The organism is Terriglobus sp., assembly GCF_965201105.1.
GTDB lineage: Bacteria > Acidobacteriota > Terriglobia > Terriglobales > Acidobacteriaceae > Terriglobus.
Window position 1 is genome coordinate 2,371,618 of sequence record NZ_OZ241741.1, and the last position, 25,185, is coordinate 2,396,802.

Consider the following 25,185-nt stretch of genomic DNA (forward strand, 5'->3'; position numbering starts at 1 on the left):
GCAAGGTCTGGGGCATGATGGAGTCAGCGGCTTTCAGGAAGCGATGTTCGGCGTCCGTGTGCGGTAAACGGCACGCTCAGGTGTGCGAGCGGCGACTCGCGCGCTTGCCTGTACGTCACTCACTGAACCAGCAGCAACGGAGGAGCTGACGCATGTGGATCGTGCAACTCGCGCTTCGGCGCCCGTACACGTTTGTGGTCATGTCCGTGCTGATTCTGGTGCTCGGCATTGTATCGATCGAGACCATGTCGACGGACGTGTTTCCGCCGATCGATATTCCCGTGGTCAGCATTGTCTGGAGCTACAGCGGCACCAGCCCGGACGAGATGGAGAAGCGCTTCACGACGATCAGTGAGCGCTCGATGACGACCACCGTCAACGACATCGAGCACATCGAGTCGCAGTCGGTCTCGGGCGTTTCGATCATCAAGGTGTACTTCCAGCCCGGCACGCGCATCGACGCCGCAGTTGCGCAGGTGACGGCGGTCAACCAGACGATTCTGCGCATCCTGCCGCCCGGCACCACGCCGCCGTTCATTCTGCAGTTCTCGGCGTCCAACGTACCGATTTTGCAGGCGGTACTGTCGTCGCCCACGCTGAGCGAGGCCGACCTGTACGACCTGGGCCTGAACTTTTTGCGGGTGCAGCTGGCCACGGTACAAGGGGCACAGGTGCCGTCCCCCTACGGTGGCAAGGCGCGCCAAATCATGGTCGACCTGGACCCGCAGGCGCTGTACAGCAAAGGCCTGGCGCCCACCGACGTGGTCAACGCTCTGACCGCGCAGAACCTGATCCTGCCCGCGGGCGATGCGAAGGTCGGCTCGACCGATTACATCGTCCGGACCAATGCCTCGCCGCAGATCGTCGGGCAACTGAACGACATTCCGATCAAACAGATCAACGGCGCCACGATCTATATCCGCGATGTCGCCCAGGTACACGAGGGTTTCGCGGTGCAGCAGTCCATTGTGCGGGTGAATGGCCGCCGGTCGACGCTGATGACGATCCTGAAGTCCAGCGGCGCATCGACGCTGGACATTGTGAAGCGGGTGCGGGAGCGCCTGCCTGCAATCATCGCCAACATGCCTCCACCCGCGCCGGAGATCAAGCTGCTGTTCGACCAGTCGATCTTTGTGAAAGCAGCCCTGCAGGGCGTGGTGAAGGAAGCGGTAATCGCGGCCGGCCTGACCGCAATCATGATCCTGCTGTTTCTGGGATCATGGCGGTCCACGGTGATCATCGCCATCTCGATTCCGCTGTCGATCCTGGTCTCGATCATTACGCTGAAGTTTCTGGGACAGACGCTGAACACGATGACGCTCGGCGGCCTGGGCCTGGCGGTCGGCATCCTGGTCGACGATGCCACGGTGGAGATCGAGAACATTCACCGGAATCTGGGTCTGGGCAAAGAAATCCAGCCCGCGATTCTGGACGGTGCGCAGCAGATTGCCGTGCCGGCGTTTGTGTCGACGCTCTCGATCTGCATCGTGTTCGTGCCGGTCGTCTTTCTATCCGGCGCAGCAAAAAGCCTCTTCACGCCCCTGGGCATGGCGGTGGTCTTTGCCATGCTGGCGAGCTACCTGCTTTCGCGAACGCTGGTGCCCACCATGGTCAACTTTCTGCTGGCCAAGGAAGTTGGCGTGTACCGAATGCTGGAAGCGGAGCACACCGCGCACGAGCTCTCGCCCGCTGAGCAGGCATCTCTGGAGCGCGAGCGCCGCGGCCTTGGACTGATCTGGCGCACGCACTTCGCGTTCAACCATGTCTTTGAGCGGCTGCGTACCTGGTATCAGCACGTGCTGGATTGGACACTGGCGCACGCGCAGTTCACGCTGACGTGCTTCGGCATCTTCCTGCTGATTTCGTTCTGCACGGTGCCGTTTATTGGGCGTGACTTCTTCCCGGATGTGGACGCGGGCAGCTTCCGCCTGCACGTGCGCACGCCGCCCGGCACCCGCATCGAGCAGACGGAGGATGTGTTCAAGCAGGTCGAAACGGTCATCCACCAGGCGATTCCGGCGAGTGAGCTGAACACGATCATCGACAACATCGGTGTGCCCAACGGCTCGTTTAATCTTGCGTTCGGTGACGGCTCGCTGACGGATGTGCAGGACGGCGAAATTTTGGTCTCGCTGAACGAGAATCACCGTCCAACGGCGCTGTACCGCGAGCAGCTTCGCAAGACGCTGAATGCGAAGTTCCCGGAAGAAACCTTCTTTTTCCAGGCGTCTGACATCGTGAACCAGATCCTGAACTTCGGCCTGCCCGCGCCGATCGACGTGCAGATCAGCGGCCGTGTTGCGGCACCGAACTTCGCGGCGGCCCAGGAGTTACGGCGTCAGATCGCCGCCGTACCGGGGGCGGTCGATGTGCATGTGCACCAGGTTCTGTACGCGCCCGAGTTGCGCGTGAACGTGGACCGCACCCGCGCGCGAGACCTGAACCTGACTGAAAGCAGCGTGGCGAACAGCATGCTGTATTCGCTGGCGGGCTCCGGCCAGGCCAGCCCGAATTATTGGCTGAATCCGGTCAACGGCGTGAACTACAGCGTGGTGGTGCAGGTGCCGCAGTACAAGCTCAACTCCGTCGACGCGCTGAACGCCTTGCCGGTGTCTCCGGGCAGCGGTGCAGCGAACTCCTCCAGTGGTGCGCCGGGCCTGCCGCAGCCACAGGCGCAGCTGCTGTCGAACGTGGCGCAGATTCAGCACACCAGTTCGCCGGCGATCACAAATCACTACAACGTGCAGCCCGTGTATGACGTGTACGTCAACAAGTCGGGGCGCGACCTGGGCGGCGTTGCCGGTGACATTCAGACGATCCTGAACCGCTTCCAGGCGGCGGGCAAGCTGCCCAAGGGTGCGACGCTGACCATGCGCGGCCAAGTCAAGAGCATGAACGACAGCTTTACCGGCCTGGGCCTGGGCATGATCTTCGCGGTCGCGCTGGTGTACCTGCTGATGGTGGTCAACTTCCAGAGCTGGCTGGATCCGTTCATTATTCTGATGGCATTGCCGGGCGCGGCTTGCGGCATCCTGTGGATGCTGTTCCTGACCGGAACGACTTTCTCCGTGCCGTCGCTGATGGGTGCGATTATGACGGTCGGCGTCGCGACGGCGAACTCGATTCTGATGGTCACCTTCGCGAACGATCAACGGAGCGCCGGTTTGAACAGCTTGCAGGCGGCCGCGGCGGCGGGCTTTACACGCCTGCGCCCGGTCCTGATGACCGCACTTGCCATGATCCTGGGCATGCTTCCCATGAGCCTGGGCATGGGCGAGGGCGGCGAGCAGAACGCGCCGCTTGGCCGCGCCGTGATCGGCGGCCTGCTGGTCGCCACGGCCACCACGCTGATCATCGTGCCGCTCTTTTACTCCCTGCTGCGCAAGGCTCCACCGCTGGGTGTGACCGCGGCGGCCCAGGAGGATGCAGGCATTCTGCAAGGCGTGTAACTGCGTCTGCACAGTCCAGAGACCTCCGTCAGGGAGGCACCACGAATCCAACCGCAAGGAACCCACGCACGGCACATGGCACAGAACTTCATCGACACACCGGCAGGGCAGCAGCACGACCCGCGAAGCACACCGGCCGATCCCGCGCCACCACGACGCGGGCCGGTAGCCGCAGCAGCAGCGGGATTTCTGCTGCTGGTGCTGGTTGGTGTCGCGTTCCTGATTCCCAAGCTGCACCATCGCGAGGCGCTGGTGACCGAGTCGCGCGACAACATGGGACCACCGGATGTGGACGTGGAGCGTGTGCAACTTGGCAATGCCAACTCCCGGCTGGAGCTGCCCGGAACCGTGCAGGCATTTGAGCAGACACCGATTTATGCACGCACCTCCGGCTACGTTAGCCGTCGTTACGTGGACATTGGCGATCGCGTGCGCGCGGGGCAGTTGCTTGCGACGATTGAAGATCCGCAGACAGAGCAATCGCTGCGCCAGGCGCAGGCGTCTTTGTTGCAGTTGAAAGCGCAGCTGCTGCAGGCGCGCGCCAATGCACACCTGACCACGTTGAACAACCAGCGTTTCGAACAGCTGTATCAGGAGGGCGTGGTTTCGCGTGCGTCGGCGGACCAGCAGGCCGCGCAGTCCGGCGCGAACGACGCAACCGTGCAGGCAGCACAGGCAAACATCGCGGCGGGTGAGGCCAATGTACGCTCGCTGCAGGAGCAGGCTGGGTTTTCGCGGGTGCTTGCGCCTTTCAACGGCACGATCCTGAGCCGAGGCATCGACACCGGCTCGCTGATTTCTGCCGGTTCCGCCAGTTCCGTTACGCAGCTTTTCACCATCGGCCAGTCCGGTACGGTTCGCGTGTTTACCAACGTGCCACAGGCCAGTGCGCCCGCCGTGATGAGCGCGCATACGGCGCAGGTACAGTTCCGCGAGTTGCCAGGACAAATTTTTACGGGGACGATCGCGCGCACCTCATCATCCATCGATCCCAGCTCGCGCACGCTGTTGGCCGAGGTAGATCTGCCCAATTCCGATGGCAGGATTTTGCCGGGCATGTTCGCTACGGTCCTGTTCGATACGCGCCGCGCGCAGCCGCCGCTGCTGATTCCGGCGAACGCGCTTTTCGTGCGCACCGCCGGGCCACAGACGTTCGTGGTGGACAGCAATCACATTGCGCATCTTCGTAACCTGACGCTGGGCCGTGATTACGGCGCATCGGCTGAAGTGATCAACGGATTGCGCGAGGGCGACGTCGTGGTTCTTTCGCCGGGCGACAACGTGACGGACGGCGCCAAGGTCAATCCGCAGCTGACACAAGGTGCGACGGGCGGCTAACCCTCGTCCGGACAGGCACAATAGAAACGTGACCCCAGAGTCGATGATTGGCAGCGGCAGCAGCGGCAGCAACGGCACGGGCGACGTGGTTCGCCTGGCGGGCTTGCGCAAGGTGTATGGCGGGCCGCAGCAGGTTGTGGCGTTGGACGGCATCGATCTGCTTGTGCCGGAGGGGCGCATCTTTGGCCTGCTGGGGCCAAACGGCGCCGGCAAGACGACGACCATTTCCATTTGCACCACGCGCGCCCTGCCTAGCGGGGGATCTGCACACATTGCAGGCGTCGACGTGGTGCGGAACGCTGCCGCGGCGCGCCGCCACATGGGCGTGGTGCCGCAGTACAACACGCTGGAGCGCGCCTGCACGGTGGAAGAAAACATCTACTTCCACTGCCTTTATTTCGGTTTTAGCGGGCCGGACGCGCGGCAGCGGACGGCACAACTGCTGGAGCAGTTTCACCTGTCGGAGCGCGCCAAGGCCTATCCGAATCAGCTATCTGGCGGACTGGCGCAACGTGTGCAGATCGCGCGCGCGATCGCGCACCGGCCAAGGGTGCTTTTCCTGGATGAGCCCTCGGCCGGCCTGGACCCGCAGAGCCGCATCGCCATGTGGGAGGCGGTGCGCCGCCTGCACGACGAGGGTATTACGGTGGTGCTGACGACGCATTACATGGAGGAGGCTGACGACCTTTGCGACCGGCTCGCCATCCTGGATCACGGCCGCATTCTGGTGCAGGACACACCCGCCGCGTTGAAGGCTTCGCTGGGCGCAAGCACCGTATACGAGCTGGTTTTGCGCGACGACCCAACCGCGTTGCGCGAACAACTGGCCAGCCTGCCCGGCGTGACCGGGGTGGAAGCAACGGCCAACGGACTTCGCCTGCTTGGCACCGGCCAGGAAGGCCTGCTGCCCGAGGTGGTGCAGCGCGCCGGAGCGTTCGGGTTGCGCGACTTGCGCATCACCGAACCAACGCTTGAGACGGTTTTTATTCGCCTGACCGGGCGGGAACTTCGCGAGTAGAGGAGCTTCGCATGGCGACCAGCGCACCAACCCTTCCTGTGCCCACATCGACCGCAGCGCAGTACACGCGTGCCTTTGGCGGTTTGCTGTTGCGGGACCTGCACGTGCTGCGGCGCGAGATGATTCCGTTCGTCATTCGCGTGTGCATGAACCCGCTGCTGTTCCTGTTTGTGTTCACGTATGTATTGCCGCACATGAGCGGGTCCGCCACGATGAACCCCACGGCGCACATGGCCGAGGGCACCGGAGCTAACTTTTCGACTGTTCTGTTGCCGGGCTTGATGGCGGTCGGCATTATGTTTTCGGGTATCGCCGCGGTGGCGCTGCCGCTGGCCGTGGACTTCGGCAGCACGCGCGAGATCGACGACCGCGTCATGTGTCCGCTGCCGCACGCCTTCGTCGCCATCGAGAAGGTTGTGTTCTCTGCCATGCAGTCTGTTGTGGCGGCGTGCATTGTGTTCCCACTGGCGTACTACATCCCGTCCCAGCCCGTTTCCGTACATGTGACGAGTTGGCTTTACCTGATCGCGATAGTGGTGCTCGCCTCGCTTACGGCGGGGGCGCTGGGCCTGGCGATTGGCACGGCTGTGAAACCGCAGCAGATCGGGCTGATCTTCTCTGTGATCGTGATCCCGATCACGTTTCTGGGATGTGTGTACTACCCGTGGGCGGCGCTGGTGCACCTGCGCTGGCTTCAGATCCTGGTGCTGATCAACCCGATCGTGTACATGACCGAGGGCCTGCGAGCGTCGTTGACACCCGCACTGCCGCACATGAATCCGGCAGCAATCCTGGCGATGCTTCTGGTGTTCCTGGCTGGACTCACCGCGGTGGGAGTGCGCGGTTTTCGCAGGCGCATTCTGAGCTAGACGGAGGCGGCCATGCTGCCATCGCCGCTTCTGCGCGCGGGTACTGGCGTGGGCCCCGCTTGTCGCAGTGGACGCACCATCACCGGGCCGCGTGGCACGCCATCGATCGGGAAAAAGAGGCGGAAGACGGTCCCCGTGGGGCGTTGTTGCACCAGCGCGATCCCGGCCGATGCAGCTCCGGCGGCGCGGCTGCGCACCTTGATTGTGCCGCGATGTTTGCCGATGATTTCCGTGCTGACCCACAGCCCCAGGCCGGTGCCGGTGGCCTCCTTGGTCGTGAAGAACGGCTCGAAGATGCGGCGGCGCACCGACTCAGGCATGCCGGTACCCGTGTCGGCCACGGTGATGCAAACGCCGGGCTGGCCGTCGCGCCGGCTATTGCGCACACGCAGGTAAAGCGTTCCCCCTGCCGGCATAGCGTCCACGGCATTGCCAACCAGGTTGGCGAGCAACTGCCGCAATTCCCCGGTGTAGCCGAACAGTGTCACACTATCGTCAATGCGGCCGTCAACCTGGACGGCGGCTGCGCGCAGCTTGCCCTGGTGCAGCACCAGTACGGAGCGCAATACGTCGGCAACCTGGGTGTCCGACGGCAGGCTCGATTGGCGGTAGAACCGCAGGGTCTGCTGCGTGATCTCCGACACACGGGCAAGCTCCTGCTGCGCAAGATCGACATAGCCTTGCGACTCTGTCGACAGGGTCTGGTCCATTCCCAACAGATAGAGCAGGTTGGTCACGCTTTCCAGCGGGTTGTTGATCTCGTGCGCAATGGAAGCCGCGAGCCGTCCTGCCGCGGCCAGCTTTTCTGAGCGGCGCAGCGCTTCTTCCGAGCGCAGCCGTTCCGTGACTTCCGTCACGATCACGCCAACCCACTGCACCTCGCCGTTACTGTTATGGATGGGATAAAAGGTGTCGCGCCACACGCGCTGTTCGCCCGGCCTGCCAGGCATCTCGCCGGTAATTTCGCGATCGTGCACCGCTTCACCGTGCTGGAAAACGTACTCGATCCAATGCTCTTTCTGCTCGGCAACGCTGAGCGACGTGCCAGGCGGCATCAGGTCGCGCAGACGCTTGCCCATGTGCGCCGGAACGGCCACGCCATGCGTTTCGGCCAGTGTCTGGTTGACGCGCACGTAGCGCATGCCGCGGTCAAAGAAGGCGAATCCGATCGGCGCCACACCGAGCATGGAATCCAAGAGGGCGAGCGTGTCCTGAGTGCTGCGCCGTTGCCGTCCGATCTCGGCGACCATGGCGTTCACGCCGTCGGTCAGTTGTGCCGTTTCACTGTGGCCTCGGACGGGCAGCGGAAACGCGGAAAGGTCGTTCGAGTCGGCCACCACACCCAACGATGCGAGGCGAAGCCGCCGCAACGGCCGGGCGATGTTGGTGGATAGTACCCAGATCAGCAGCAGGTTGCCAACCAGGGCGCATACGGCATAGAGGCCGGCATACTGCAGAACGCTGCGCGACGCACGGTATGCGGTGTACTGGTCCGGATACGTCCAGATGATGCCGCGCGCGCTGCCGTGCTGAAACGGCAGAACCGCAACGCTGTGCGCAGGGTTCAATTTGACCAGCCGATAGCCCGGGTGCGTTTTCAGATCAAAGAGAAGGCCACGCTCTTCTGGCGACAGTTCCGATGGAAGCGCGGCATTGCTGACCCGCAGTGTTGTGCCGTTCTCATCCGTCAGCCGCGCGCCGCGCAGCACGGTTGTGATGGCGAAACTGCGAAACACGGACGAGAGCTGACCCGCGTCGTTGTCTGCCATGGCTTCGCCGGCAAGCGACGCCAGAATGTTCGCCTGGCGATGCAGCCGGTCCGCGCTGCGGAGGTTGCTCTCCCTGATTTCTTTGCGTATGCCGAAGAAGAGAAAGCACGCGAAGACAACAAATTGCGTGAGCAGCGTGCCCGCGATCAAACGGCCAAGGATCGTTCGTGGCTTCAAAGGCATGGCACCTGCAAGCGTGCGAGTTGGCGCACGGATCCGCTTTGCTGCATCATGCAACCGCCTCCAACGGCATTTTGGCTAGGAGGTCCCTGCCGATCAGGGCACCATGAAACCGTCCGTTCTCGATAAAGATTTCGTTCGTCCGCTCGCCCGCGACGATCACGCCCGCCAGGTAGATGCCCGGCACGTTGGATTCGAGCGTGTCTGGATTGACCACGGGACAGCGATCGTTCTCAGGGTTTAGCGTGACACCCAGGCGCTCGATGAAGCCGAAATCCGGGTGATAGCCGGTCAGCGCAAACACAAAATCGTTGCGGATGATCCGTTCTCCCTCGGGTGTGCTCAGCTTGACCTCGTCTTCCTGAATGGACTCGACTTCGGAATCGAAAAATGCGCGGATCTCGCCATTCTTGATGCGATTTTGAATGTCAGGCAGGATCCAATACTTCACGTGCCGATGCATCTCCGGACCGCGATGCACGAGCGTCACTTTCGCGCCATGACGCCACAGGTCCAGGGCGGCGATCGCGGCCGAATTCTTGCCGCCGATCACAAGCACCTCCAGGCCGAAGTACGGATGCGGCTCGTTGTAATAGTGGTGAACCTTGGACAGCTCCTCACCGGGCACGCGGAGATAGTTCGGCAGGTCGTAGTAACCGGTGGAGACGATCAACTTGCGTGCGCGCAGCTGGCTGGCGCGGCCGAAGCGGTCGGTCACATGCACGCGAAAGTCGCCGTCACTGCCTTTGACTTCATCGACCAGGTGGTACTGACGCACGTCCAGCTGGTAGTGGTCCGCGACCTTGCGGTAGTATTCCAATGCTTCGCTGCGCGTCGGTTTCTGGTTGGGGCTGGAAAATGGCATGTCGCCGATTTCCAGCAGTTCCGGCGTTGTAAAAAAGGTCATATGCGCCGGGTAATGAAAGAGCGAATTGCACAGGCAGCCTTTGTCAACCAGCACCACCTGCAAACCCGCCCGCTGCGCATCAATGGCGCACGCCAGCCCGGTCGGTCCCGCGCCGATCACCAGAACGTCGAAGATGCTTTCAGCCATATATCCATTCCATCACAATGCCCGGCCCGCGAAGCTCCAACTTGCGTGGTAGTGACGTTACTTGGCCCCGCTTGGCAGCATCGTGAAGCGAACGCATCTGCATCGCCACCTCTGTCCGGCGCATCTGCTTGTGCTGGAGATAACCGAATGCCTGACCTGGAACACGTGAAGCATGCCGTTACGGAACTGCCGGTGGAGCGGACGATCCTGAACCGCTGGAGTCCGCGCGCTTTCGCAGATAAGCCTGTCTCGGAAGGGGACCTGAAGACGATTTTCACCGCCGGAACCTGGGCGGCATCGTCGCAGAATGAGCAGCCGTGGCGCTTTGTGGTGGGCCGTAAGGGAGACCCGACCTACGAGAAGCTGTTCAATTCGCTCGTGCCGGGCAATCAAATCTGGGCCGGTTCAGCGCCGGTACTCTTCGCCGCATTCGCGAAAAAGACATTCAGCAAAGGCGGTCAGCCCAACAAAACCGCCGCGCATGACGTAGGCGCGGCGTGCCAGAACATGGCGCTTGAGGCGACGGCACTGGGTCTGCACCTGCATGGCATGGCCGGCTATGACGCTGTCACGCTGTGTGCGTATTTCGCTGTGCCGAGCGACTATGAACCCACAGCCTGCTGGGCGCTTGGGTACCTTGGCGATCCGGCGAACCTGCCCGATAAATACAAGCTGATCGAGCAGGCGCCGCGCGAGCGCCGGCCGGTCTCGGAGGTTGTTTTTGGCGAACATTGGGAGCAGGCGGCCGAGCTTTAAGCCATCCGCGTGCCCGCGCATGGTCTAGCATCAGCGCATGCGGACGGTTCGCATTCTTCTGATTTTCCTGTTGCTGTTTGCCGGCTTGTTTTTCGGTGCGCTGATCCGGTCGCGCGCATGGGGCAAGCACTTCACCGCGATCCAACGCGGCGACAGTCGCGGATCGGTGCTGGAGCGCGCCGGATCGCCTGCGCGCAACATGGCGTGCGCTGCCCTGCCCGAGCCACCGGATGGCTGCCAGACGGTTCTGGTTTACCCCGGCCCACTCTCGGCGGTAATGCCGGAGTTCTGGCTGATTCCGCTGAACGCGAACGGCCGCGTGCTCCGGGTTCTGCACACCACGCGCGCCGATCGGTAACTGGCTTCAGGCGAGGATCGGGACGCCGGCGAGGTTGCCCTGCACCGTCCCCTGGGCGATCCGTTGCGACCACTCTGCGGGGCCGGTCGTGTGCACACTAGTGCCGTCGGAGCTCACGGCCACGGTCACCGGCATGTCTTCCGCGGTGAACTCGTAGATCGCCTCCATGCCCAAATCTTCGAAGGCGAGCACGCGTGACGCCTTGATCGCTTTCGAGACCAGGTAGGCCGCGCCGCCGGTTGCCATCAGGTACACAGCGCCGTAATCGCGAATGGCTTCGATTGCGGCCTCGCCGCGCTCACTCTTGCCGACCATGCCAAGCAGACCCGTTTTCTCCAGCATGAGGCGGGTGAACTTGTCCATGCGTGTGGCGGTGGTGGGGCCGGCGGGACCCACAATCTCGTCGCGCACCGGGTCGACCGGGCCAACGTAGTAGATGAAGCGATTGCGGAAGTCGACGGGCAGCGCCTCGCCGCGGGCCAGCATGTCCGCCATGCGCTTGTGTGCGGCATCGCGGCCGGTCAGCAGCTTGCCGCTGAGCAGCACCACCTCGCCGGCACGCCAGCTTGCCACCTCCTCACGCGTGACCGTGTCCAGGTTTACGCGGCGGGCGTTCAGGGGGTTGTAGGTCAGCTCCGGCCAGTCGGCGAGCGACGGTGGATCGAGCTTCGCCGGACCGCTGCCGTCCAGCACGAAATGCGCGTGGCGCGTGGCGGCGCAGTTCGGGATCATGGCCACCGGCAAGTTCGCCGCATGCGTGGGCGCGTCCAGGATTTTTACATCCAGCACCGTCGTGAGCCCGCCCAAACCCTGTGCACCGATGCCGAGCGCGTTTACCTTGCGGTAGAGCTCGACGCGCAGCTCTTCTGTTTTGTTCCGCAGGCCTCGCGCGATCAACTCCTGCATGTCAATCGGATCCATCAACGCCTGTTTCGCCAGCAACATCGCCTTCTCGGCAGTGCCGCCGATGCCGATGCCGAGCATGCCCGGCGGGCACCAGCCAGCGCCCATCTGGGGCACCATCCTCATGACCCAGTCCACGATGGAGTCAGAAGGGTTGAGCATCGCGAACTTCGATTTGGCTTCGCTGCCGCCGCCCTTGGCCGCGACCGTCACGTCCACGGCATCGCCCGGCACCAGGTCGACCACGACGACGCTGGGCGTGTTGTCTTTGGTGTTCTTGCGGCTGAACGCCGGGTCAGCCAGAACGCTGGCGCGCAGCGGGTTGTCCGGGTCGTTGTAGGCGCGGCGCACGCCTTCGTCGCACATCTGCTGCAGGCTCATTCGCGTGGTTGCGCCTTGCGCGTCCACAAAGCGAACGCTCATGCCGACTTTAACGAACACGGTCACGATGCCGGTGTCCTGGCAAATGGGGCGGTGCCCTTCCGCGCACATGCGGCTGTTGATCAGGATCTGCGCCATCGCGTCGCGCGCGGCTTCGGATTGCTCTAGTTCGTAGGCGCGGTTCAGGTTCCGGATGTAGTCCGCCGGATGGTAATAGCTGATGAACTGCAGCGCGTCTGCGATGCTGGTGATGAAGTCGGATTCGGAAACGGTCGCCATACGCTCACCTTGATTCTAGGCGCGTCGGCTGCGTATCGCGGGCGCGGCAAAGGCCGGCAGCGCCGGCCCTCGCACGGACAAGCCAAACCCTGTTATCACACGGTCGCATACTCCAGCTCCTCGTTCGTAACCGGAGCAGCCGGATCGGCAAGGATTTGCTTCAGCGTGTTCTTCAGCTTGACTGCCTGCAGAAACAGGTCATGCTCCGGCCGGCTGCCCGCCTCCACATCCGGTGCTTTGAAGTAGAAGCTGAGCCACTCCTGCACGCCCATGTGTTTCAGCGATGGCGTGCGCTGCGCCAGGTCGAGGAACAGGCACAGGTCGAGCGCGAGCGGAGCAGCGAGGATGGAATCACGACACAGGAAATCGACCTTGATCTGCATCGGGTAGCCGAGCCAGCCGAACAGGTCGATGCTGTCCCAGCCTTCCTTGTTGTCGCCGCGCGGCGGGTAATAGTTGATACGGACCTTGTGGAAGATGTCGCGGTAGAGCTCCGGGTGCTTTTCCGGCTCCAGGATGTACTCGAGCACGCCCAGCTTCGATTCTTCCTTGGTCTTAAAGCTCTCCGGATCGTCCAGCACCTCGCCGTCGCGATTGCCCAGGATGTTGGTCGAGTACCAGCCATTGAGGCCCAGGGAGCGGGCTTTCAACGCGGGCGCCAGCACCGTCTTGATGAAGGTCTGGCCCGTCTTGAAATCTTTGCCACAAATTGGCGCGCCGGTCTGTTTCGACAGCTCGCGCAATGCGGGAATGTCCGCGGTCAGGTTTGGTGCGCCGTTGGCGAAGGGCACGCCTTCTTTCAACGCGGCCCAGGCATACAGCATGGATGGCGAGATGTTTGGGTCGTCATCGACCATGCCGCGCTCAAAGGCGGCAAGCGTCTGATGCACCTCGGTTTCGCGCAGAAAGATTTCGGTGGAGCCGCACCAGAGCATCACCTGGCGGTCGGTGCGCTGTTTAAACGCCGAGATGTCATTGCGGATCTGGTTCGCCAGGTCGCACTTGTTGCGGCCCTGCTTGACTGTTTTGCCGGTGAGCCGCTTGACGTAGTGCTGATCGAATACGGCAGGCATGGGCTCGATACTTTCGAGATAAGGCTTGATCGCTTCCAGTTGCCACGGGTCAAGCACCTGTGCGGTTCGCGCCGCGTCGTACAGGTTGCCGCCGAAGATGTCCCAGCCAGTGAAGACCAGATCGTCCAGCGCGGCAAGCGGCACGGCTTCCTTGACCGGCACCGCCGTCTCGCCAAGCTTCAGCGTATCCATCTGCGTCAGCGAGCCAACGGGCTGGGCCAGGCCGCGGCGTACCGCCTCCACGCCGGCGATCAGGGTGGTGGCCACGGCACCCATGCCGGGGATCATTACGCCCAACTTGCCCTGTGCCGGTGCGATCGCCTGTGTGGATTGCGGCCCTGCGGATGCACTCATCTGTTCACTCCTTTTCAGCACGCCGGCGGGGTTGCGCCGCATGCCTTTAAGGGCCACCGTAGATTGGTTGCGGGCGGAACGCAAATCCTTGCGGCAAAATGACTTACGCAGGAGGGCTTACGTTACCGCTAACGCTCGGTTACGTCACCGCTGTCGTTACTTTTCTGCTTCCGCGTACCATGGGGATGTGGCGGGAACGGCAGAGGTCGACCTGGTGGGCGTTGGTCTGAATGCGACCGACACCGTCATCTCGCTGGCCGCGTTTCCCGCAATCGGCGCCAAGATCGAATTCGACGACCTGCAGGTGCTGCCCGGCGGACAGACTGCGACTGCCGTGGTCGCATGCCAGGCCTGGGGCATGCGCACGCGTTACGTTGGGAAGCTTGGGGATGACCACGCCGCGCAGATGCACCATGACGCTTTCAGAGCCGCCGGAGTCGAGGCGCAGATCCTTATCGCCGCAAACACGACCAGCGCGCAATCCATCATCCTGGTCGACGGCAGCGGCGAACGCACCGTGCTGCTGAAACGCGATGAGCGCACAACCCTGCTCGCCGCCGACCTGAAGCCGGAATGGATTCAAACCGCGCGTGCCCTGCACGTGGATGGCTTCGATACCGCCGCCGCAACCTGTGCGGCAACCTGGGCGCGCGAGGCCGGCATTCCGGTCATTGCCGACCTGGACGAGATCTATGCGGGCGTACACGACCTGCTGCCGCTCATCGATCACCTGATCGTCAGCCGCGATTTTCCGCGCCGCCTTACCGGCGAACGGTCTCTGGAAAAGGCGCTACAGCGCATGCAGTTGGAGTATGGGTCGAAGCTGACCGCGGCGACGCTGGGTCACGACGGTGTGCTCGCATGGGACGGCGGCCGCTTCCACTACCGGCCGGCATACCTGGTTCCCGTCGTCGACACCACTGGCGCTGGTGACCTGTTTCATGCCGGCTTCATTCATGGCCTGATGCAGGGCTGGCCGCTGGACCGGCAGCTGGACTTTGCCTGCGCCGCAGCCGCGCTGAACTGCACGGCCGCCGGGGCGCGTGGCGGCATTCAGAGCGTTGCCACCATTGAGTCGCTCATGCAGGACGGCGACCGTTACCCCGCGGCTTACCCCGCCCCCAAGCACACCGTCTTCGCGTAACCTGGCCGGCACGCGCACGATACACTCCCGCTGAGCGATACCTCGCACCCGGTGCCCTACCTGTCTACAGCAACACACATTGAGGGGACGCCGCGACGCGGGATCCACCTGGGCATACTGCTTACGGCACTGCTGCTGTGCTCTGTGTGCTTTGCCTATGTCCTGGTGCGATGGCCTGACAACTTCTTTGCGGACGACAGTTACTTCTACTTCCAAGTCGCATGGAACTTCGCGCATGGGCGCGGAAGCACGTTCAACGGCCTGATGCCCACCAATGGCTATCACCCGTTGTGGATGCTGGCCTGCGCGGCGGTGTATCGCGTGGTGCAGGACAAAGTCGCAGCAGTCCATGCAATCGGCGGTGTGATTACCGGATTGAACCTGGTCACGCTCTGCGGAATCACAGGGTTGCTGCGCCGCGCGGGTGTTGCGTTCCCGGCGGTCGCATGGCTGATGCTGCTGCCGTTCCTGTTCACGTCGCAGCTTGGCACGGAAGGCGCGCTGAGTGCGGCATGCCTGACGTTGACGCTCTTCGCGGCTTTCCTGTTCGCGCGGCGACCCACACCGGTGCTCGCCTTGGGCTATGCGCTCGGTATCGCGCTGACGGTGTTGAGCCGGCTCGACAACATCTTCGTCGTTGCGGCGCTCACGGTTTCGATGGTGTTCCTGCTTCAGCGCAGGGACGATCGGAAATCGCTCCAGATGCTGCTGGCTGGCACGCCGATCGTCGTGGCGCTGTGGGCTTTCTATCTGTGGACGAACCGCCATTTCTTCGGGACGTGGCAACCGATCAGCGGAGTGCTGAAGGCACACAGCGATCATGCGCATCGGCTGGGCACAAACCTGCCCCACATTGCTCTGTTTGACCTGCTGATCGTGGCGATCTGCCTGCCGGTGCTCTGGCGCGTTCGGCGGGACCTGTTCCTGTGGTGTATCGAATTGCCGCTCGCCATCGGTGTGGGCCTGCACGCGTTCTACATCGTGCTGGTGATGAGCAGCGAAACACGCTGGAGCTGGTACTACACCACGTGGACGCTGCTCGCGTCACTCGTGTTCGCGCGTGCAGTGTCGGCCGTGATGCGTGAGAAGGCGCGTTTCGAATGGCCAGTGCTGGCGGCCTGCTGCGCGGTTCTGCTGGCGCTTGCCGCGCGCAATCTGCACGTGCGCGGCCACGATGAACCGGCCTCGCGCGATCCCGGCTTCCAGGCCAACGTTGTGGAGGGCGCGCACCTGACCACGCTGCTTGCCTTCGACAAGCCGGGCCGCATCGCGTACTACTCCACGGCGCACATCATTCCGCTGGACGGGTTGATGGGGAACCTGCGCTTTCAGCAGGAGCTTGGGACCCTGGGCATTGCCGCGCTTGACCGCCGCTACCGCGTGGATGGTTTCGTGGGACCGCCGCAGCCTCTGACCGCGGCGGGCAAGCAGGACTTCTGCAATGCGATCTTTCTTTCAGCCACGCGCTTTCGATGTGCGGCACAACCCGACGGCACAGCCGTGGTAAGTGGCGCGGAGGTGTACGCGCGCCTGTCAGGCCGGTTTGCCGGCACGATTCCGCTACCGCGAACGCAAATGGTCTGGACCGCGCCCGACTACGTTGCGGTGTGGCGTTTGGAGGCGCAGCCATGATCCTGCATGTAGCAACCACGAACACCGGCAAGCTTCGCGACTTTGCGTTCGCAGCAGAGGGGCTGCAAGCCGACGCGTCGGGCGGTCCGGTGCAGCTTGCTACCTTGCCGGGCCTTTCCGCCTTGGCGGCTCCGGCGGAAGACCAGGAGACCTTTGAAGGTAACGCGCGCCTGAAAGCCGAGTACTACGCGCGGGCGGCTCCCGGACTGTTGGTGCTCGCCGATGATTCCGGTCTGGAGGTGGATACACTGGAGGGCAGGCCGGGAGTTCGGTCGGCACGCTTTGCCGCAGACCTGGGCCGCAGTGTTGAGACTGGCGAGATCGATGCCGCCAACAACGACGCGTTGCTGCTGGCGATGCTGGAGCAGGTGAACCGGCGCGCGCGGTACCGTTGCGTTTTGGCGCTGGCGCGAGACGGAGTCGTATTTGCCACGGCGGACGGATCGCTTGAGGGCGAGATCCTGACCGATCCGGAGGGCGCGGGCGGCTTCGGTTACGACCCGCTCTTCTTTGTTCCGGAACTAGGATGCACCATGGCACAGGCCTCGCCGGAAGACCGGCTGCGGCTTTCGCACCGTGGGCGCGCGCTGCGGGCGCTTCTGGCCGGGCTGGAAGACGTCCGCTAGCCGCACACCGCACGACCGTATCGATAAGCGCACCCCGGCGACCCGCGGCGTTGACGATGCTTTTCGCGTAATTCCATACTCAATATGCTTTTTCGGAGACGCCTTTGCGCTTCGAAACACTTCATTCGGTTTCAGCAAAGGAAACGCATGGGCGCCGTCGCAGGCTTTGCACCACCCGACAACTCCACCCGCAAGCGCGGTGTACAGCCCCTGCGCGCGGGGCAGGGCCACTCGTTTCTGTGGCGCAAACTGCATTCGCTGACCGGCATCGTGCCCATCGGAGCTTTCCTGATTGAGCACATCATCTCGAACTTTGAGGTGGTGAACGGCCCGCTCGCCTATGCGCAGCAGGTCAAATTCCTGAACGGCTTGCCGCTGGTGCGGGTGCTGGAATGGACGCTGATCTTCATTCCGCTGCTGTACCACTCGCTCTACGGTGTGTTCATCACCTTTCGCGGGCGCAGCAACGTGAACGTGTATCCGTGGGCGGGCAACTGGGCCTACATCGCGCAGCGTGTCACGGGGATTATTGCGCTGGCGTACATCATTCAGCACGTATGGCGGCAACGCTTCGCGGGCGTCAGCCTTCCGGAGCACCCCGGCCTGGCCTACGCCAAGGTGCAGTACGAATTGCTGAATCCGTGGATGCTGGCCATCTACGTGATCGCGATGATCGCGACGTGCTGGCATTTTGCCTACGGCATCTGGCTTTTTGCCGCAAAGTGGGGCATCACGCCGGGCGACCGCGCGCGCAAGAAGTTCGGATATGTGTGCGGTGCGGTCGGGACCGCGCTGTGCGCCATGGGTATCGTGTCGATCTTCTGGGTCGCCTATGCACGGCCTTACTCACCGGTGGATGTGATGCCCGCGCAGCCAAAGGGCGTCGTCCTGCCCGCACCAACGCAGCCCGCCGCCAGCCAATATCCGGAGCAAGGCGCACCTTTGGAATACGACAGCACCGGCCAACCCATCCAACCAAGCGCTTCACCCGTCCGGCAGTAAAGCTACCGGGGTCGTTCAGGCGGTACGGTTTTTATACCTCCATGATTCGCATGGACAAGCAACTAGGCAACAGGGAGTGATATGGCGAGCTTGATCGGTGTCTTCGGCGTTCTGATTGCAATGGTGGGAGCGGCGCTCATTCTGTATGGCTTCTTCACCATGCGGAAGGTCGTAAACGCCGGCCGTTCCCCCGATGCGCAGATCAAAGGTTTTCCGTTGCTTCCACCAACATCGAGCCAGCTTCGGAAAGCGTTTCGCGAAGAGTACCCGGGGCATATTGCTGGCAAGCTGATCGGGATCGGTGCTGGGCTGATTGTTGCAGGGTTGGTAATAACGACCGCTTCGAATTCATACAACGCCAATCATCCCTCTTAGGAAATTTTCCAAATGGCCGCAGCAACACCCAGAATCATCGTCGTCGGAGGTGGCCTTGCCGGCCTCTCCGCCGTCATCAAGATCGCCGAAGCCGGCGGCAACGTCGACCTGTTTTCCATTGTCCCGGTGAAGCGCTCGCATTCAGTGTGCGCGCAGGGCGGCATCAACGCCGCCAAGAACCTGAAGGGCGAGGGCGACGACGTCTCCAAGCACTTCGACGATACCGTCTTCGGCGGCGACTTCCTGGCCAACCAGACACCGGTCAAGAACATGACCGCCATGGGGCCGGCGATCATCGATCTGCTCGACCGCTACGGCGTTCCGTTCAACCGCACGTCCGAAGGTCTGCTCGACTTTCGCCGTTTCGGCGGAACGCTGTACCACCGGACCGCATTCGCGGGCGCGACCACCGGGCAGCAGTTGCTGTACGCGCTGGACGAGCAGGTGCGACGCTACGAGTCCGAAGGCAAAGTGAAAAAGTACGAGGGGTGGGAGTTTCTCTCGGCCGTGCTGGACAGCAACGGCATCTGCCGCGGCATTTGCGCGATGAACCTGCGTTCCATGGAAGTCGTCACCTTTCCTGCGGACGCGATCATCATCTGCACCGGCGGCAACGGCGCGATTTTTGGCAAATCGACAAACTCCGTCGTCTGCACCGGCAGCGCGCAATCCGCGCTGTACCAGCAGGGCGCGTTTTACTCCAACGGCGAGTTCATCCAGGTGCATCCGACGGCGATCCCCGGTGAGGACAAGCTGCGCCTCATGTCCGAGTCGGCACGCGGCGAGGGCGGCCGCGTCTGGGTACCACGCAAGAAGGGCGATCCACGCCCGGCGAAGACGATCCCCGAGGCGGACCGCTGGTACTTCCTTGAGGAGTGGTACCCCAAGTACGGCAACCTGGTGCCACGCGACATTGCGACGCGCGCCATTCACAAGGTCGTCTTTGAGCACGACCTTGGCATTGACGGCCAGGCAATGGTCTACCTCGATGTGTCACATATCGATCGCGCGACGCTGGAGCGCAAGATTGAAGGCATTCTCGAGATCTACGAGAAGTTCGTCGGTGACGACCCGCACGAAGTGCCGATGAAGATTTTTCCCGGCGTGCACTACACCATGGGTGGCATGTGGGTGGACATCGACCAGATGACGAATATCCCGGGTGTTTTCGCGGCGGGTGAGGCCGACTACTCCATCCACGGAGCGAACCGCCTCGGCGCCAATTCCCTGCTGAGCTGCATTTACGGCGGCTTCACCGCCGGTCCGAACGCGATGACATACGCGAAATCGCTGCAGTCCGCACCCGGCGACGGCGGCCACGCGGCCGAGAAGATCCGTCAGACCGAGTACAACAACATCCTTCTGCACAATACCGGCACGGAGAACCCGTTCAAGATCTGGCGCGAGCTGGGTGAAACCATGACGCGGCACGCCACGATCATTCGCTACAACGCCGGCCTGCGCGAGGCAGACGCAAAGATTGTCGAGCTGCTGCACCGCTACCGCAACATAAACCTGAGCGACAAGTCAGCCTGGGCCAACACGAGCTTCGCCTTCGCGCGGCAGCTGTACAACATGCTGCAGCTTGCCCGCGTGATGGTACAGGGTGCAGAGAAGCGTGACGAAAGCCGCGGAGCGCATTACAAGCCGGACTTTACCGAGCGCAATGACGAGCAGTTCCTAAAGACGACGATGGCCAGCTATGACCGGAACGCGGACGCCCCGATCATCGGCTATGAAGAGGTGGATACACAATGGATTAAGCCGCGTCCGCGCAGGTATGACGCGGCGTAGACGCAGCCCGGTCGGTGAGCGCGATGCGGCTGAGAGGTTTAGAGGATGGCGCTCACGCTAACGCTGATCCTGCTCGTAACAGTGTTCCTGCTTGGTATAGCAGGAACACTTTGGGTGGTACTCGGAACGATTCGAAAGAGTCGTGCCGGCGTTAACGTAAACCAGATCACCTGCCCGTGTTGCGGAACACCGCAGCCGAGAGTCCGGAAGCCGAAGAACATGCGGCAGTTTCTGTGGGACGGCAGCACTTGTCCCACATGCGCACCGAAGTCGACAAGTGGGGACGCGTGATTGAGGAACCTATACGCTGAAGTGCAACGTTGATGAACAAGCTCACCATTTTCGGGATCGCGATTACGGTGACGATTGTCGTCGCCTACGGGGCGTTCGTTCTGTTAGGCGCCTGGATCGACGGGCGGCGGCAGGCAGTTCGGGAGCGAGGCGAGCATCCGGTCACAACGTCGTCGGGGAATGTGGAAGCACGCGAACAGCAGACGAGGAACGATGATTAAGTCGCCGAGGAACAGAGCAGCGGGAAGATGTTTGCTACTGTGCGTGTTCGCTCTTTCGTGCGCATGTGTACAACTGCACGCACAAACAGCAAACAGTGCCGAGATGCAGACCGATCGGACGCATCGCGATAACGCGATTCACTGGCCCGCTGCATTTTCGCCCGATGTCGCTCCCGTATTCAGCCATAACGAACTGCTGATCCACACGGATTGCCATCGCGCGTTCAGCAGGCTTACCGACGCAACGGACTGGCCGAACTGGCTGGTGATTGTGAAGGACGTACAGAACGAAACACCTGGAGCGATGCGGCAGGGCACGCTGTTGCGCCTTCGCATTTTCAACAGCCCGATTCAGTCACGCGTTGTCGAATTCGTTCCAGATGAGCGGATCAGCTGGATTCCGTTCGGCTCTGACGAGACGGAGACGCGGCATGGGCATTACCACACCTGGCATTTCAAACCGGAGGCGAGCGCATGTCGCGTGATCACGGAAGAAACCGGCATCGGACCGGGTGACCTGAGGGACCCCGTCAAGGGAAGCCACCTGATGCACAAGGCGCACGAGCTTTGGCTCGATTCCTTGCGGTATACCAGCGAACCCTGAACGAGGCTTGAGATGGCACAACAGCGAGAACGCGAACGTGTAGCCGGAGTGCTGGAGCGCTTCGTCCAAAGCAACGGAGCAGACGCGCGTGAGTGGAACGCGTTTCTGGACGACCGCACGCTGGAAAGCGACCTGCGCCCGATGCGCGACCGCGCGAGACAGTTAGACCCCATGGTGAATGTGCACGGTGCCGATCCCGAGCCGGGCGCCATGGACGAGATCAAGCAGATGGTGGCAACGCTGCGAGGAGCAAAGAAGATGGCAGACACGATTAAGGTCGACATCAAGCGCCAGAATAATCCGGACGCCCCGGCACGCACAGAGCGCTTCGAAATCCCGTACCGCAAGGGCATGAACATCACCAGCCTGCTTGGCGAGATCGCGATGGAGCCCACCACCGCGGACGGCAGGGCTTCCACGCCGATTAGCTACGACGCGAATTGTTTGGAAGAAATCTGCGGCTCGTGCGCCATGCTGATCAATGGCAAGGCGCGCATGGCGTGTTCGGCCCTGGTGGACAAGCTGATGGCGGAGGCGAAGGATGGCGTGATCACGCTGGCGCCGCTGTCGAAATTCCCCGTGGTACGCGATCTCGCTGTGGACCGCAGCGTGCTCTTTGAGAACCTGAAAGCCGTGAAGGCCTGGGTTCCCGCAGACGGCTCCTATGACCTGGGTCCCGGTCCGAAGCAGTTTCCGCAGGTGCAGGAAGAGCGCTACCCGCTCTCGAACTGCATCAGCTGCACCATCTGCATGGAGGTTTGCCCGCAGTTCAACGAGCAGACCGGATTTGTGGGTGCGGCGACCATCGCGCAGGTGAAGCTGTTCAACCTGGACCCCGCGGGCAAGCAGCTAAAGGAAGAGCGCCTACGCGCGCTGGCCGGCGACGGCGGCGTGCAGGAATGCGGCTATGCGCAGAACTGCGTGCAGGCCTGCCCCAAGCAGCTGCCGCTCACCGAGGCCATTAGCGACGTGAGCCGCGATGTGATCGTACAACAGGTGAAGGATTTCTTTGTCCGCTAGCCGAAGCGGGTGAAACGAAGCCGTACCCTAGTCACACAGGAGAGAACATGAGCACGACAGCTACGAACTCGGTAACGACCGTCACTCTGACCGAAGCACGCGCTATTATCACGGCGGGACAAAAGGAAGCCGGCAACCAGAACCAGCCCATGAACATTGCGGTGGTGGATGCAGGTGGGAACCTGCTCGCCTTTGAGCGCATGGAGAATGCCTGGCTTGGCTCCATCGACATCGCGCAGAAAAAGGCCTGGACTTCGCGCGCGTTCGATATCGAGACTGGCGACCTGGGCAAGAACTCGCAGAGCGGCGACCAGTTCTTCGGCATTCACGCTTCCAACGACGGCAAGGTCATGATCTTCGCCGGTGGCGTGCCGCTGAAGCGGGACGGCAAGGTGATCGGCGCCGTGGGCGTCAGCGGCGGAACAGGCAAGCAAGATCAGGCCGTCGCGGAAGCCGCGGCGAAGGCACTGGAAGGCTAGCCCGCAAGCACTCCGCGCAACAGACAAGGCCCCGCGCGCCGGGGCCTTGTCTTTGTTCAAAAATACCTGCCTGCGTCAGAACAGCCTGCTTACTTCGTGAAGATGTCGCCGTCGTTATGGGCCTGGCGGTTCATTCCGCGCTTTGCGGAATCCTCCGCAACACGGTCAATGTGCGTCTGAGCTCCGCCCTCCGGCGTTTCCAGCGTGTTGACGCCCGGGCGTGCCGGCGTGTCCGCGGTATTCACCTTGTCTTTCGCGACGCCCTCACCCTCACCTGCCTGGCCGTTTCCTGTCATGCTGCTGCTCATACCATCACCTCGCAAAGATAGACGCCACCTGTCAGCGGCGGGGTTTACCGCCAAAGAGAGTTTCGCAGCATAGATTGTGTTTTACCGGGTCAGCTCGACCGGTACGGTCCGTATTCCATCAATCAGGGCCGGCAGGCTCTGTTGCGCGCGACGTTCGTTCATCAGGCGAAAGAAATCTTCACCACGTATTGGCAGACTCGTCAGGTTGACGAAGAACGTGCCATAACCCATGCTGCGATTCATTGCGACCAGGCGACGGTCTTTGGACGAGAGCCGGTCCAGGCGTTCCTGCTCATCGGTCACGTCCAGGCGCACCAGCGTCATCATAGGCACGCCGAAGCGCCTGGTCTGAATGACTTGGGCGGCAAGAATCGATTGCCAAAGAAATTTTGGCGTCGGCATGGTGCGGTCCGTGACGCCCTCATCGTCCAGGATAAGTTGGGCTTTTGGATCGCGCAGCCTGCGGATGACGCGCAGCAGACCCCACAGAAAGAAGGCGAAGATCGCGAGCGAAAGAGCAAAGCCGGCATAGCTCGGTGCCGGATCAGCCTTCAGGCAAGCCAGTCCAATCACCGCAAAAACGAGCAAGGTAAACACGAGCGCAGCCATCCCAAACATGACACGTGCGCGGCCAGGCCGAAACTCCAACGTTTGCATGGGCACTTCAGATGCCCGATCGGGGCGGAAGATCAGCAACTCGCTTGAAGTTTGCGCACCACCTGCGAGGTCGGCGATACCATGACGAAGATGACGGATTTCCTCGCGCGAGCTGGCGCGCTGCACGCGGAAAGCATTGTGGTGGACGGGCACGCGGACACACCGCAACGGTTCGCGGATGAAGCGTTCGACTGGCTTTCAGCCGACCTACGCGGCGGCCAATTGTCAGCAGCGACGGCGCAGGCAGGCGGGCTGCATGGTGAGTTCCTCGCGCTGTGGGCCGAGCCGGCACAGTGGGCCGGGCATTTTGTGGAGCGCACCTATGCGCTACTCGATGCGGTCGACGCACAGGTGGCGCAACATCCTCAGGCTCTCGCACGCTGCACCTCAGCGGCGGAGGTCCGCAGAGCACGGCAGGACGGCAGGTTCGCGGCGCTGCTCGGCATCGAAGGCGGCCACTCCATCGCAAACGATCTTGACCTGCTGCGCGATTTCTTTGCGCGTGGGGTTCGGTACATGACCCTGACCTGGTCCAACACCAACGACTGGTGCGATTCAAGCGGAGACGTGCCGCGCCACAACGGCCTGTCCGCTTTTGGCCAGGAGGTGCTGGCGGAGATGAACCGGCTCGGCATGCTGGTGGACGTGTCGCACGTGTCGGACGCAGCGTTCTGGCAGGCATTGGAAGCAAGCCGGGCGCCGGTTATCGCGTCCCACTCCTCCACACGCGCGCTCACGGACAGCTATCGCAATCTGACCGACGAAATGCTTCGAGCCATCGCGGCTCAGGACGGCGTTGTGATGGTCAACTTCAACGCCGCGTTCATCGATGAGACACACCGTCTGCAGTGGAACGCGCTGCACGACGAGCGCATTGCCGCGGAGGAACAGATGTGCGCAACCTGGCATGCCCGCGGCCAACGTATGCCGTACCGGGCCGAACTTGAGCTCGCGCATACCTTTCTGGACAGAGCGCCGCGGCCGCCGCTCTCATCGCTTGTCGACCATTTCGAACACGTCCTGCGTGTCTGCGGGACCGAGCACGTCGGCATCGGGTCAGATTTTGACGGCATTCCTGCAGCGCCGGCCGGCATGGATTCCGCCGCGGACCTGCCGAAGATCACCGCCGGGTTGCTGGAGCGGGGCTGGAAACCACACGAGCTTCGCGGCATGCTGGGCGAGAACATTCTTCGCGTGCTCGACCATGCGCACGCGTAACGGTACGGCGACCCGGTCAGAAGCGTATTCTTG

The 25,185-nt window shown here is 62.5% G+C and carries 23 protein-coding genes; 17 read left to right on the forward strand and 6 right to left on the reverse strand.

All coding sequences use genetic code 11. The features are described 5' to 3' along the window. Positions 1-152: 152 nt before the first annotated feature. The 4 genes from ACOFKT_RS10320 to ACOFKT_RS10335 all read left to right on the forward strand — a co-directional run bounded on the left by ACOFKT_RS10320 (position 153) and on the right by ACOFKT_RS10335 (position 6,674). A complete protein-coding gene (locus ACOFKT_RS10320) occupies positions 153-3,449 on the forward strand; it encodes an efflux RND transporter permease subunit (RefSeq protein WP_419803912.1) in 3,297 nt (1,098 codons plus the stop codon). Between the two features lie 75 nt (positions 3,450-3,524). After that, the gene (locus ACOFKT_RS10325; RefSeq protein ID WP_419803913.1) at positions 3,525-4,787 is read left to right on the forward strand and encodes an efflux RND transporter periplasmic adaptor subunit; all 1,263 of its coding nucleotides are present in this window, start codon (positions 3,525-3,527) and stop codon (positions 4,785-4,787) included. A 28-nt stretch (positions 4,788-4,815) separates the two neighbouring features. Next, on the forward strand, positions 4,816-5,805 hold the full coding sequence (locus ACOFKT_RS10330) for an ATP-binding cassette domain-containing protein (protein WP_419803914.1): 990 nt from the start codon (positions 4,816-4,818) through the stop codon (positions 5,803-5,805). 11 nt (positions 5,806-5,816) lie between these two features. Then, positions 5,817-6,674 carry an ABC transporter permease gene (locus tag ACOFKT_RS10335; protein ID WP_419803915.1) on the forward strand — a complete coding sequence of 286 codons (858 nt, stop codon included), beginning with the start codon at positions 5,817-5,819 and terminating at the stop codon, positions 6,672-6,674. Here ACOFKT_RS10335 and ACOFKT_RS10340 read toward each other — a convergent pair. Together ACOFKT_RS10340 and ACOFKT_RS10345 are read right to left on the reverse strand one after the other, a co-directional pair. Beyond that, complete coding sequence (locus ACOFKT_RS10340; protein WP_419803916.1) at positions 6,671-8,626, reverse strand: ATP-binding protein; 1,956 nt, start codon at positions 8,624-8,626, stop codon at positions 6,671-6,673. The two genes, ACOFKT_RS10335 and ACOFKT_RS10340, sit on opposite strands and share 4 nt — an antisense overlap. Positions 8,627-8,672: 46 nt before the next feature. Beyond that, positions 8,673-9,677 (reverse strand): YpdA family putative bacillithiol disulfide reductase, encoded by a 1,005-nt coding sequence (locus tag ACOFKT_RS10345; protein WP_419803917.1) that lies wholly within the window; start codon positions 9,675-9,677, stop codon positions 8,673-8,675. Between the two features lie 147 nt (positions 9,678-9,824). On the opposite strand from ACOFKT_RS10345, the gene ACOFKT_RS10350 reads away from it, so the two are divergent. Both ACOFKT_RS10350 and ACOFKT_RS10355 read left to right on the forward strand, forming a co-directional pair. Continuing rightward, the gene (locus tag ACOFKT_RS10350; RefSeq protein ID WP_419803918.1) at positions 9,825-10,433 is read left to right on the forward strand and encodes a nitroreductase family protein; all 609 of its coding nucleotides are present in this window, start codon (positions 9,825-9,827) and stop codon (positions 10,431-10,433) included. A 37-nt stretch (positions 10,434-10,470) separates the two neighbouring features. Continuing rightward, complete coding sequence (locus tag ACOFKT_RS10355) at positions 10,471-10,791, forward strand: hypothetical protein (protein WP_419803919.1); 321 nt, start codon at positions 10,471-10,473, stop codon at positions 10,789-10,791. 6 nt (positions 10,792-10,797) lie between these two features. Here ACOFKT_RS10355 and ACOFKT_RS10360 read toward each other — a convergent pair whose 3' ends face one another. Together ACOFKT_RS10360 and ACOFKT_RS10365 are read right to left on the reverse strand one after the other, a co-directional pair. Continuing rightward, entirely contained in the window at positions 10,798-12,354 is a 1,557-nt protein-coding gene (locus tag ACOFKT_RS10360) for a fumarate hydratase (protein ID WP_419803920.1), read from the reverse strand. Positions 12,355-12,449: 95 nt separating this feature from the next. Continuing rightward, positions 12,450-13,781: an inositol-3-phosphate synthase gene (locus ACOFKT_RS10365; protein ID WP_419803921.1), complete on the reverse strand. Its 1,332-nt coding sequence runs from the start codon at positions 13,779-13,781 to the stop codon at positions 12,450-12,452. A 187-nt stretch (positions 13,782-13,968) separates the two neighbouring features. On the opposite strand from ACOFKT_RS10365, the gene ACOFKT_RS10370 reads away from it, so the two are divergent. The 10 genes from ACOFKT_RS10370 to ACOFKT_RS10415 all read left to right on the forward strand — a co-directional run bounded on the left by ACOFKT_RS10370 (position 13,969) and on the right by ACOFKT_RS10415 (position 22,969). Next, positions 13,969-14,925 (forward strand): carbohydrate kinase family protein, encoded by a 957-nt coding sequence (locus tag ACOFKT_RS10370; RefSeq protein WP_419803922.1) that lies wholly within the window; start codon positions 13,969-13,971, stop codon positions 14,923-14,925. Positions 14,926-14,976: 51 nt separating this feature from the next. Further along, complete coding sequence (locus ACOFKT_RS10375; protein WP_419803923.1) at positions 14,977-16,557, forward strand: hypothetical protein; 1,581 nt, start codon at positions 14,977-14,979, stop codon at positions 16,555-16,557. Next, positions 16,554-17,183: a non-canonical purine NTP pyrophosphatase gene (locus ACOFKT_RS10380; RefSeq protein WP_419803924.1), complete on the forward strand. Its 630-nt coding sequence runs from the start codon at positions 16,554-16,556 to the stop codon at positions 17,181-17,183. Before ACOFKT_RS10375 ends, ACOFKT_RS10380 begins: the two co-directional genes overlap by 4 nt. Positions 17,184-17,330: 147 nt before the next feature. Next, the gene (locus ACOFKT_RS10385) at positions 17,331-18,185 is read left to right on the forward strand and encodes a succinate dehydrogenase cytochrome b558 subunit (RefSeq protein ID WP_419803925.1); all 855 of its coding nucleotides are present in this window, start codon (positions 17,331-17,333) and stop codon (positions 18,183-18,185) included. Positions 18,186-18,266: 81 nt separating this feature from the next. Beyond that, positions 18,267-18,560, forward strand: a complete 294-nt coding sequence (locus tag ACOFKT_RS10390) for a hypothetical protein (protein WP_419803926.1) — start codon at positions 18,267-18,269, stop codon at positions 18,558-18,560. 12 nt (positions 18,561-18,572) lie between these two features. Further along, positions 18,573-20,354 carry a succinate dehydrogenase flavoprotein subunit gene (sdhA, locus tag ACOFKT_RS10395; protein ID WP_419803927.1) on the forward strand — a complete coding sequence of 594 codons (1,782 nt, stop codon included), beginning with the start codon at positions 18,573-18,575 and terminating at the stop codon, positions 20,352-20,354. A gap of 323 nt (positions 20,355-20,677) precedes the next feature. Beyond that, positions 20,678-20,866: a hypothetical protein gene (locus ACOFKT_RS10400; protein ID WP_419803928.1), complete on the forward strand. Its 189-nt coding sequence runs from the start codon at positions 20,678-20,680 to the stop codon at positions 20,864-20,866. A gap of 103 nt (positions 20,867-20,969) precedes the next feature. Then, positions 20,970-21,470, forward strand: a complete 501-nt coding sequence (locus tag ACOFKT_RS10405; protein WP_419803929.1) for an SRPBCC family protein — start codon at positions 20,970-20,972, stop codon at positions 21,468-21,470. Positions 21,471-21,728: 258 nt separating this feature from the next. Further along, the gene (sdhB, locus tag ACOFKT_RS10410; RefSeq protein WP_419807147.1) at positions 21,729-22,490 is read left to right on the forward strand and encodes a succinate dehydrogenase iron-sulfur subunit; all 762 of its coding nucleotides are present in this window, start codon (positions 21,729-21,731) and stop codon (positions 22,488-22,490) included. Between the two features lie 47 nt (positions 22,491-22,537). Next, the gene (locus ACOFKT_RS10415; protein ID WP_419803930.1) at positions 22,538-22,969 is read left to right on the forward strand and encodes a GlcG/HbpS family heme-binding protein; all 432 of its coding nucleotides are present in this window, start codon (positions 22,538-22,540) and stop codon (positions 22,967-22,969) included. A gap of 89 nt (positions 22,970-23,058) precedes the next feature. On the opposite strand, the gene ACOFKT_RS10420 is transcribed toward ACOFKT_RS10415, so the two are convergent. Further along, entirely contained in the window at positions 23,059-23,277 is a 219-nt protein-coding gene (locus ACOFKT_RS10420; RefSeq protein WP_419803931.1) for a hypothetical protein, read from the reverse strand. A gap of 81 nt (positions 23,278-23,358) precedes the next feature. Further along, positions 23,359-23,934, reverse strand: a complete 576-nt coding sequence (locus ACOFKT_RS10425; RefSeq protein ID WP_419803932.1) for an STM3941 family protein — start codon at positions 23,932-23,934, stop codon at positions 23,359-23,361. 81 nt (positions 23,935-24,015) lie between these two features. Between ACOFKT_RS10425 and ACOFKT_RS10430 the strand changes: the two genes are divergently transcribed. Then, positions 24,016-25,152 carry a dipeptidase gene (locus ACOFKT_RS10430; RefSeq protein ID WP_419803933.1) on the forward strand — a complete coding sequence of 379 codons (1,137 nt, stop codon included), beginning with the start codon at positions 24,016-24,018 and terminating at the stop codon, positions 25,150-25,152. The last annotated feature ends 33 nt before the right edge of the window (positions 25,153-25,185 follow it).

What these genes read in the sequence shown, in the direction of transcription:
- ACOFKT_RS10430 (WP_419803933.1), top strand. Translation starts at nt 24,016, where the DNA reads ATGACGAAGATGACGGATTTCCTCGCGCGAGCTGGCGCGCTGCACGCG.
- ACOFKT_RS10320 (WP_419803912.1), top strand. Translation starts at nt 153, where the DNA reads ATGTGGATCGTGCAACTCGCGCTTCGGCGCCCGTACACGTTTGTGGTC.
- ACOFKT_RS10350 (WP_419803918.1), top strand. Translation starts at nt 9,825, where the DNA reads ATGCCTGACCTGGAACACGTGAAGCATGCCGTTACGGAACTGCCGGTG.
- ACOFKT_RS10385 (WP_419803925.1), top strand. Translation starts at nt 17,331, where the DNA reads ATGGGCGCCGTCGCAGGCTTTGCACCACCCGACAACTCCACCCGCAAG.
- ACOFKT_RS10400 (WP_419803928.1), top strand. Translation starts at nt 20,678, where the DNA reads ATGAACAAGCTCACCATTTTCGGGATCGCGATTACGGTGACGATTGTC.
- sdhB (WP_419807147.1), top strand. Translation starts at nt 21,729, where the DNA reads ATGGCAGACACGATTAAGGTCGACATCAAGCGCCAGAATAATCCGGAC.
- ACOFKT_RS10335 (WP_419803915.1), top strand. Translation starts at nt 5,817, where the DNA reads ATGGCGACCAGCGCACCAACCCTTCCTGTGCCCACATCGACCGCAGCG.
- ACOFKT_RS10365 (WP_419803921.1), bottom strand. Translation starts at nt 13,781, where the DNA reads ATGAGTGCATCCGCAGGGCCGCAATCCACACAGGCGATCGCACCGGCA.
- ACOFKT_RS10360 (WP_419803920.1), bottom strand. Translation starts at nt 12,354, where the DNA reads ATGGCGACCGTTTCCGAATCCGACTTCATCACCAGCATCGCAGACGCG.
- ACOFKT_RS10340 (WP_419803916.1), bottom strand. Translation starts at nt 8,626, where the DNA reads ATGCCTTTGAAGCCACGAACGATCCTTGGCCGTTTGATCGCGGGCACG.
- ACOFKT_RS10390 (WP_419803926.1), top strand. Translation starts at nt 18,267, where the DNA reads ATGGCGAGCTTGATCGGTGTCTTCGGCGTTCTGATTGCAATGGTGGGA.
- ACOFKT_RS10380 (WP_419803924.1), top strand. Translation starts at nt 16,554, where the DNA reads ATGATCCTGCATGTAGCAACCACGAACACCGGCAAGCTTCGCGACTTT.
- ACOFKT_RS10405 (WP_419803929.1), top strand. Translation starts at nt 20,970, where the DNA reads ATGCAGACCGATCGGACGCATCGCGATAACGCGATTCACTGGCCCGCT.
- ACOFKT_RS10355 (WP_419803919.1), top strand. Translation starts at nt 10,471, where the DNA reads ATGCGGACGGTTCGCATTCTTCTGATTTTCCTGTTGCTGTTTGCCGGC.
- ACOFKT_RS10415 (WP_419803930.1), top strand. Translation starts at nt 22,538, where the DNA reads ATGAGCACGACAGCTACGAACTCGGTAACGACCGTCACTCTGACCGAA.
- sdhA (WP_419803927.1), top strand. Translation starts at nt 18,573, where the DNA reads ATGGCCGCAGCAACACCCAGAATCATCGTCGTCGGAGGTGGCCTTGCC.
- ACOFKT_RS10345 (WP_419803917.1), bottom strand. Translation starts at nt 9,677, where the DNA reads ATGGCTGAAAGCATCTTCGACGTTCTGGTGATCGGCGCGGGACCGACC.
- ACOFKT_RS10420 (WP_419803931.1), bottom strand. Translation starts at nt 23,277, where the DNA reads ATGAGCAGCAGCATGACAGGAAACGGCCAGGCAGGTGAGGGTGAGGGC.
- ACOFKT_RS10425 (WP_419803932.1), bottom strand. Translation starts at nt 23,934, where the DNA reads ATGCAAACGTTGGAGTTTCGGCCTGGCCGCGCACGTGTCATGTTTGGG.
- ACOFKT_RS10325 (WP_419803913.1), top strand. Translation starts at nt 3,525, where the DNA reads ATGGCACAGAACTTCATCGACACACCGGCAGGGCAGCAGCACGACCCG.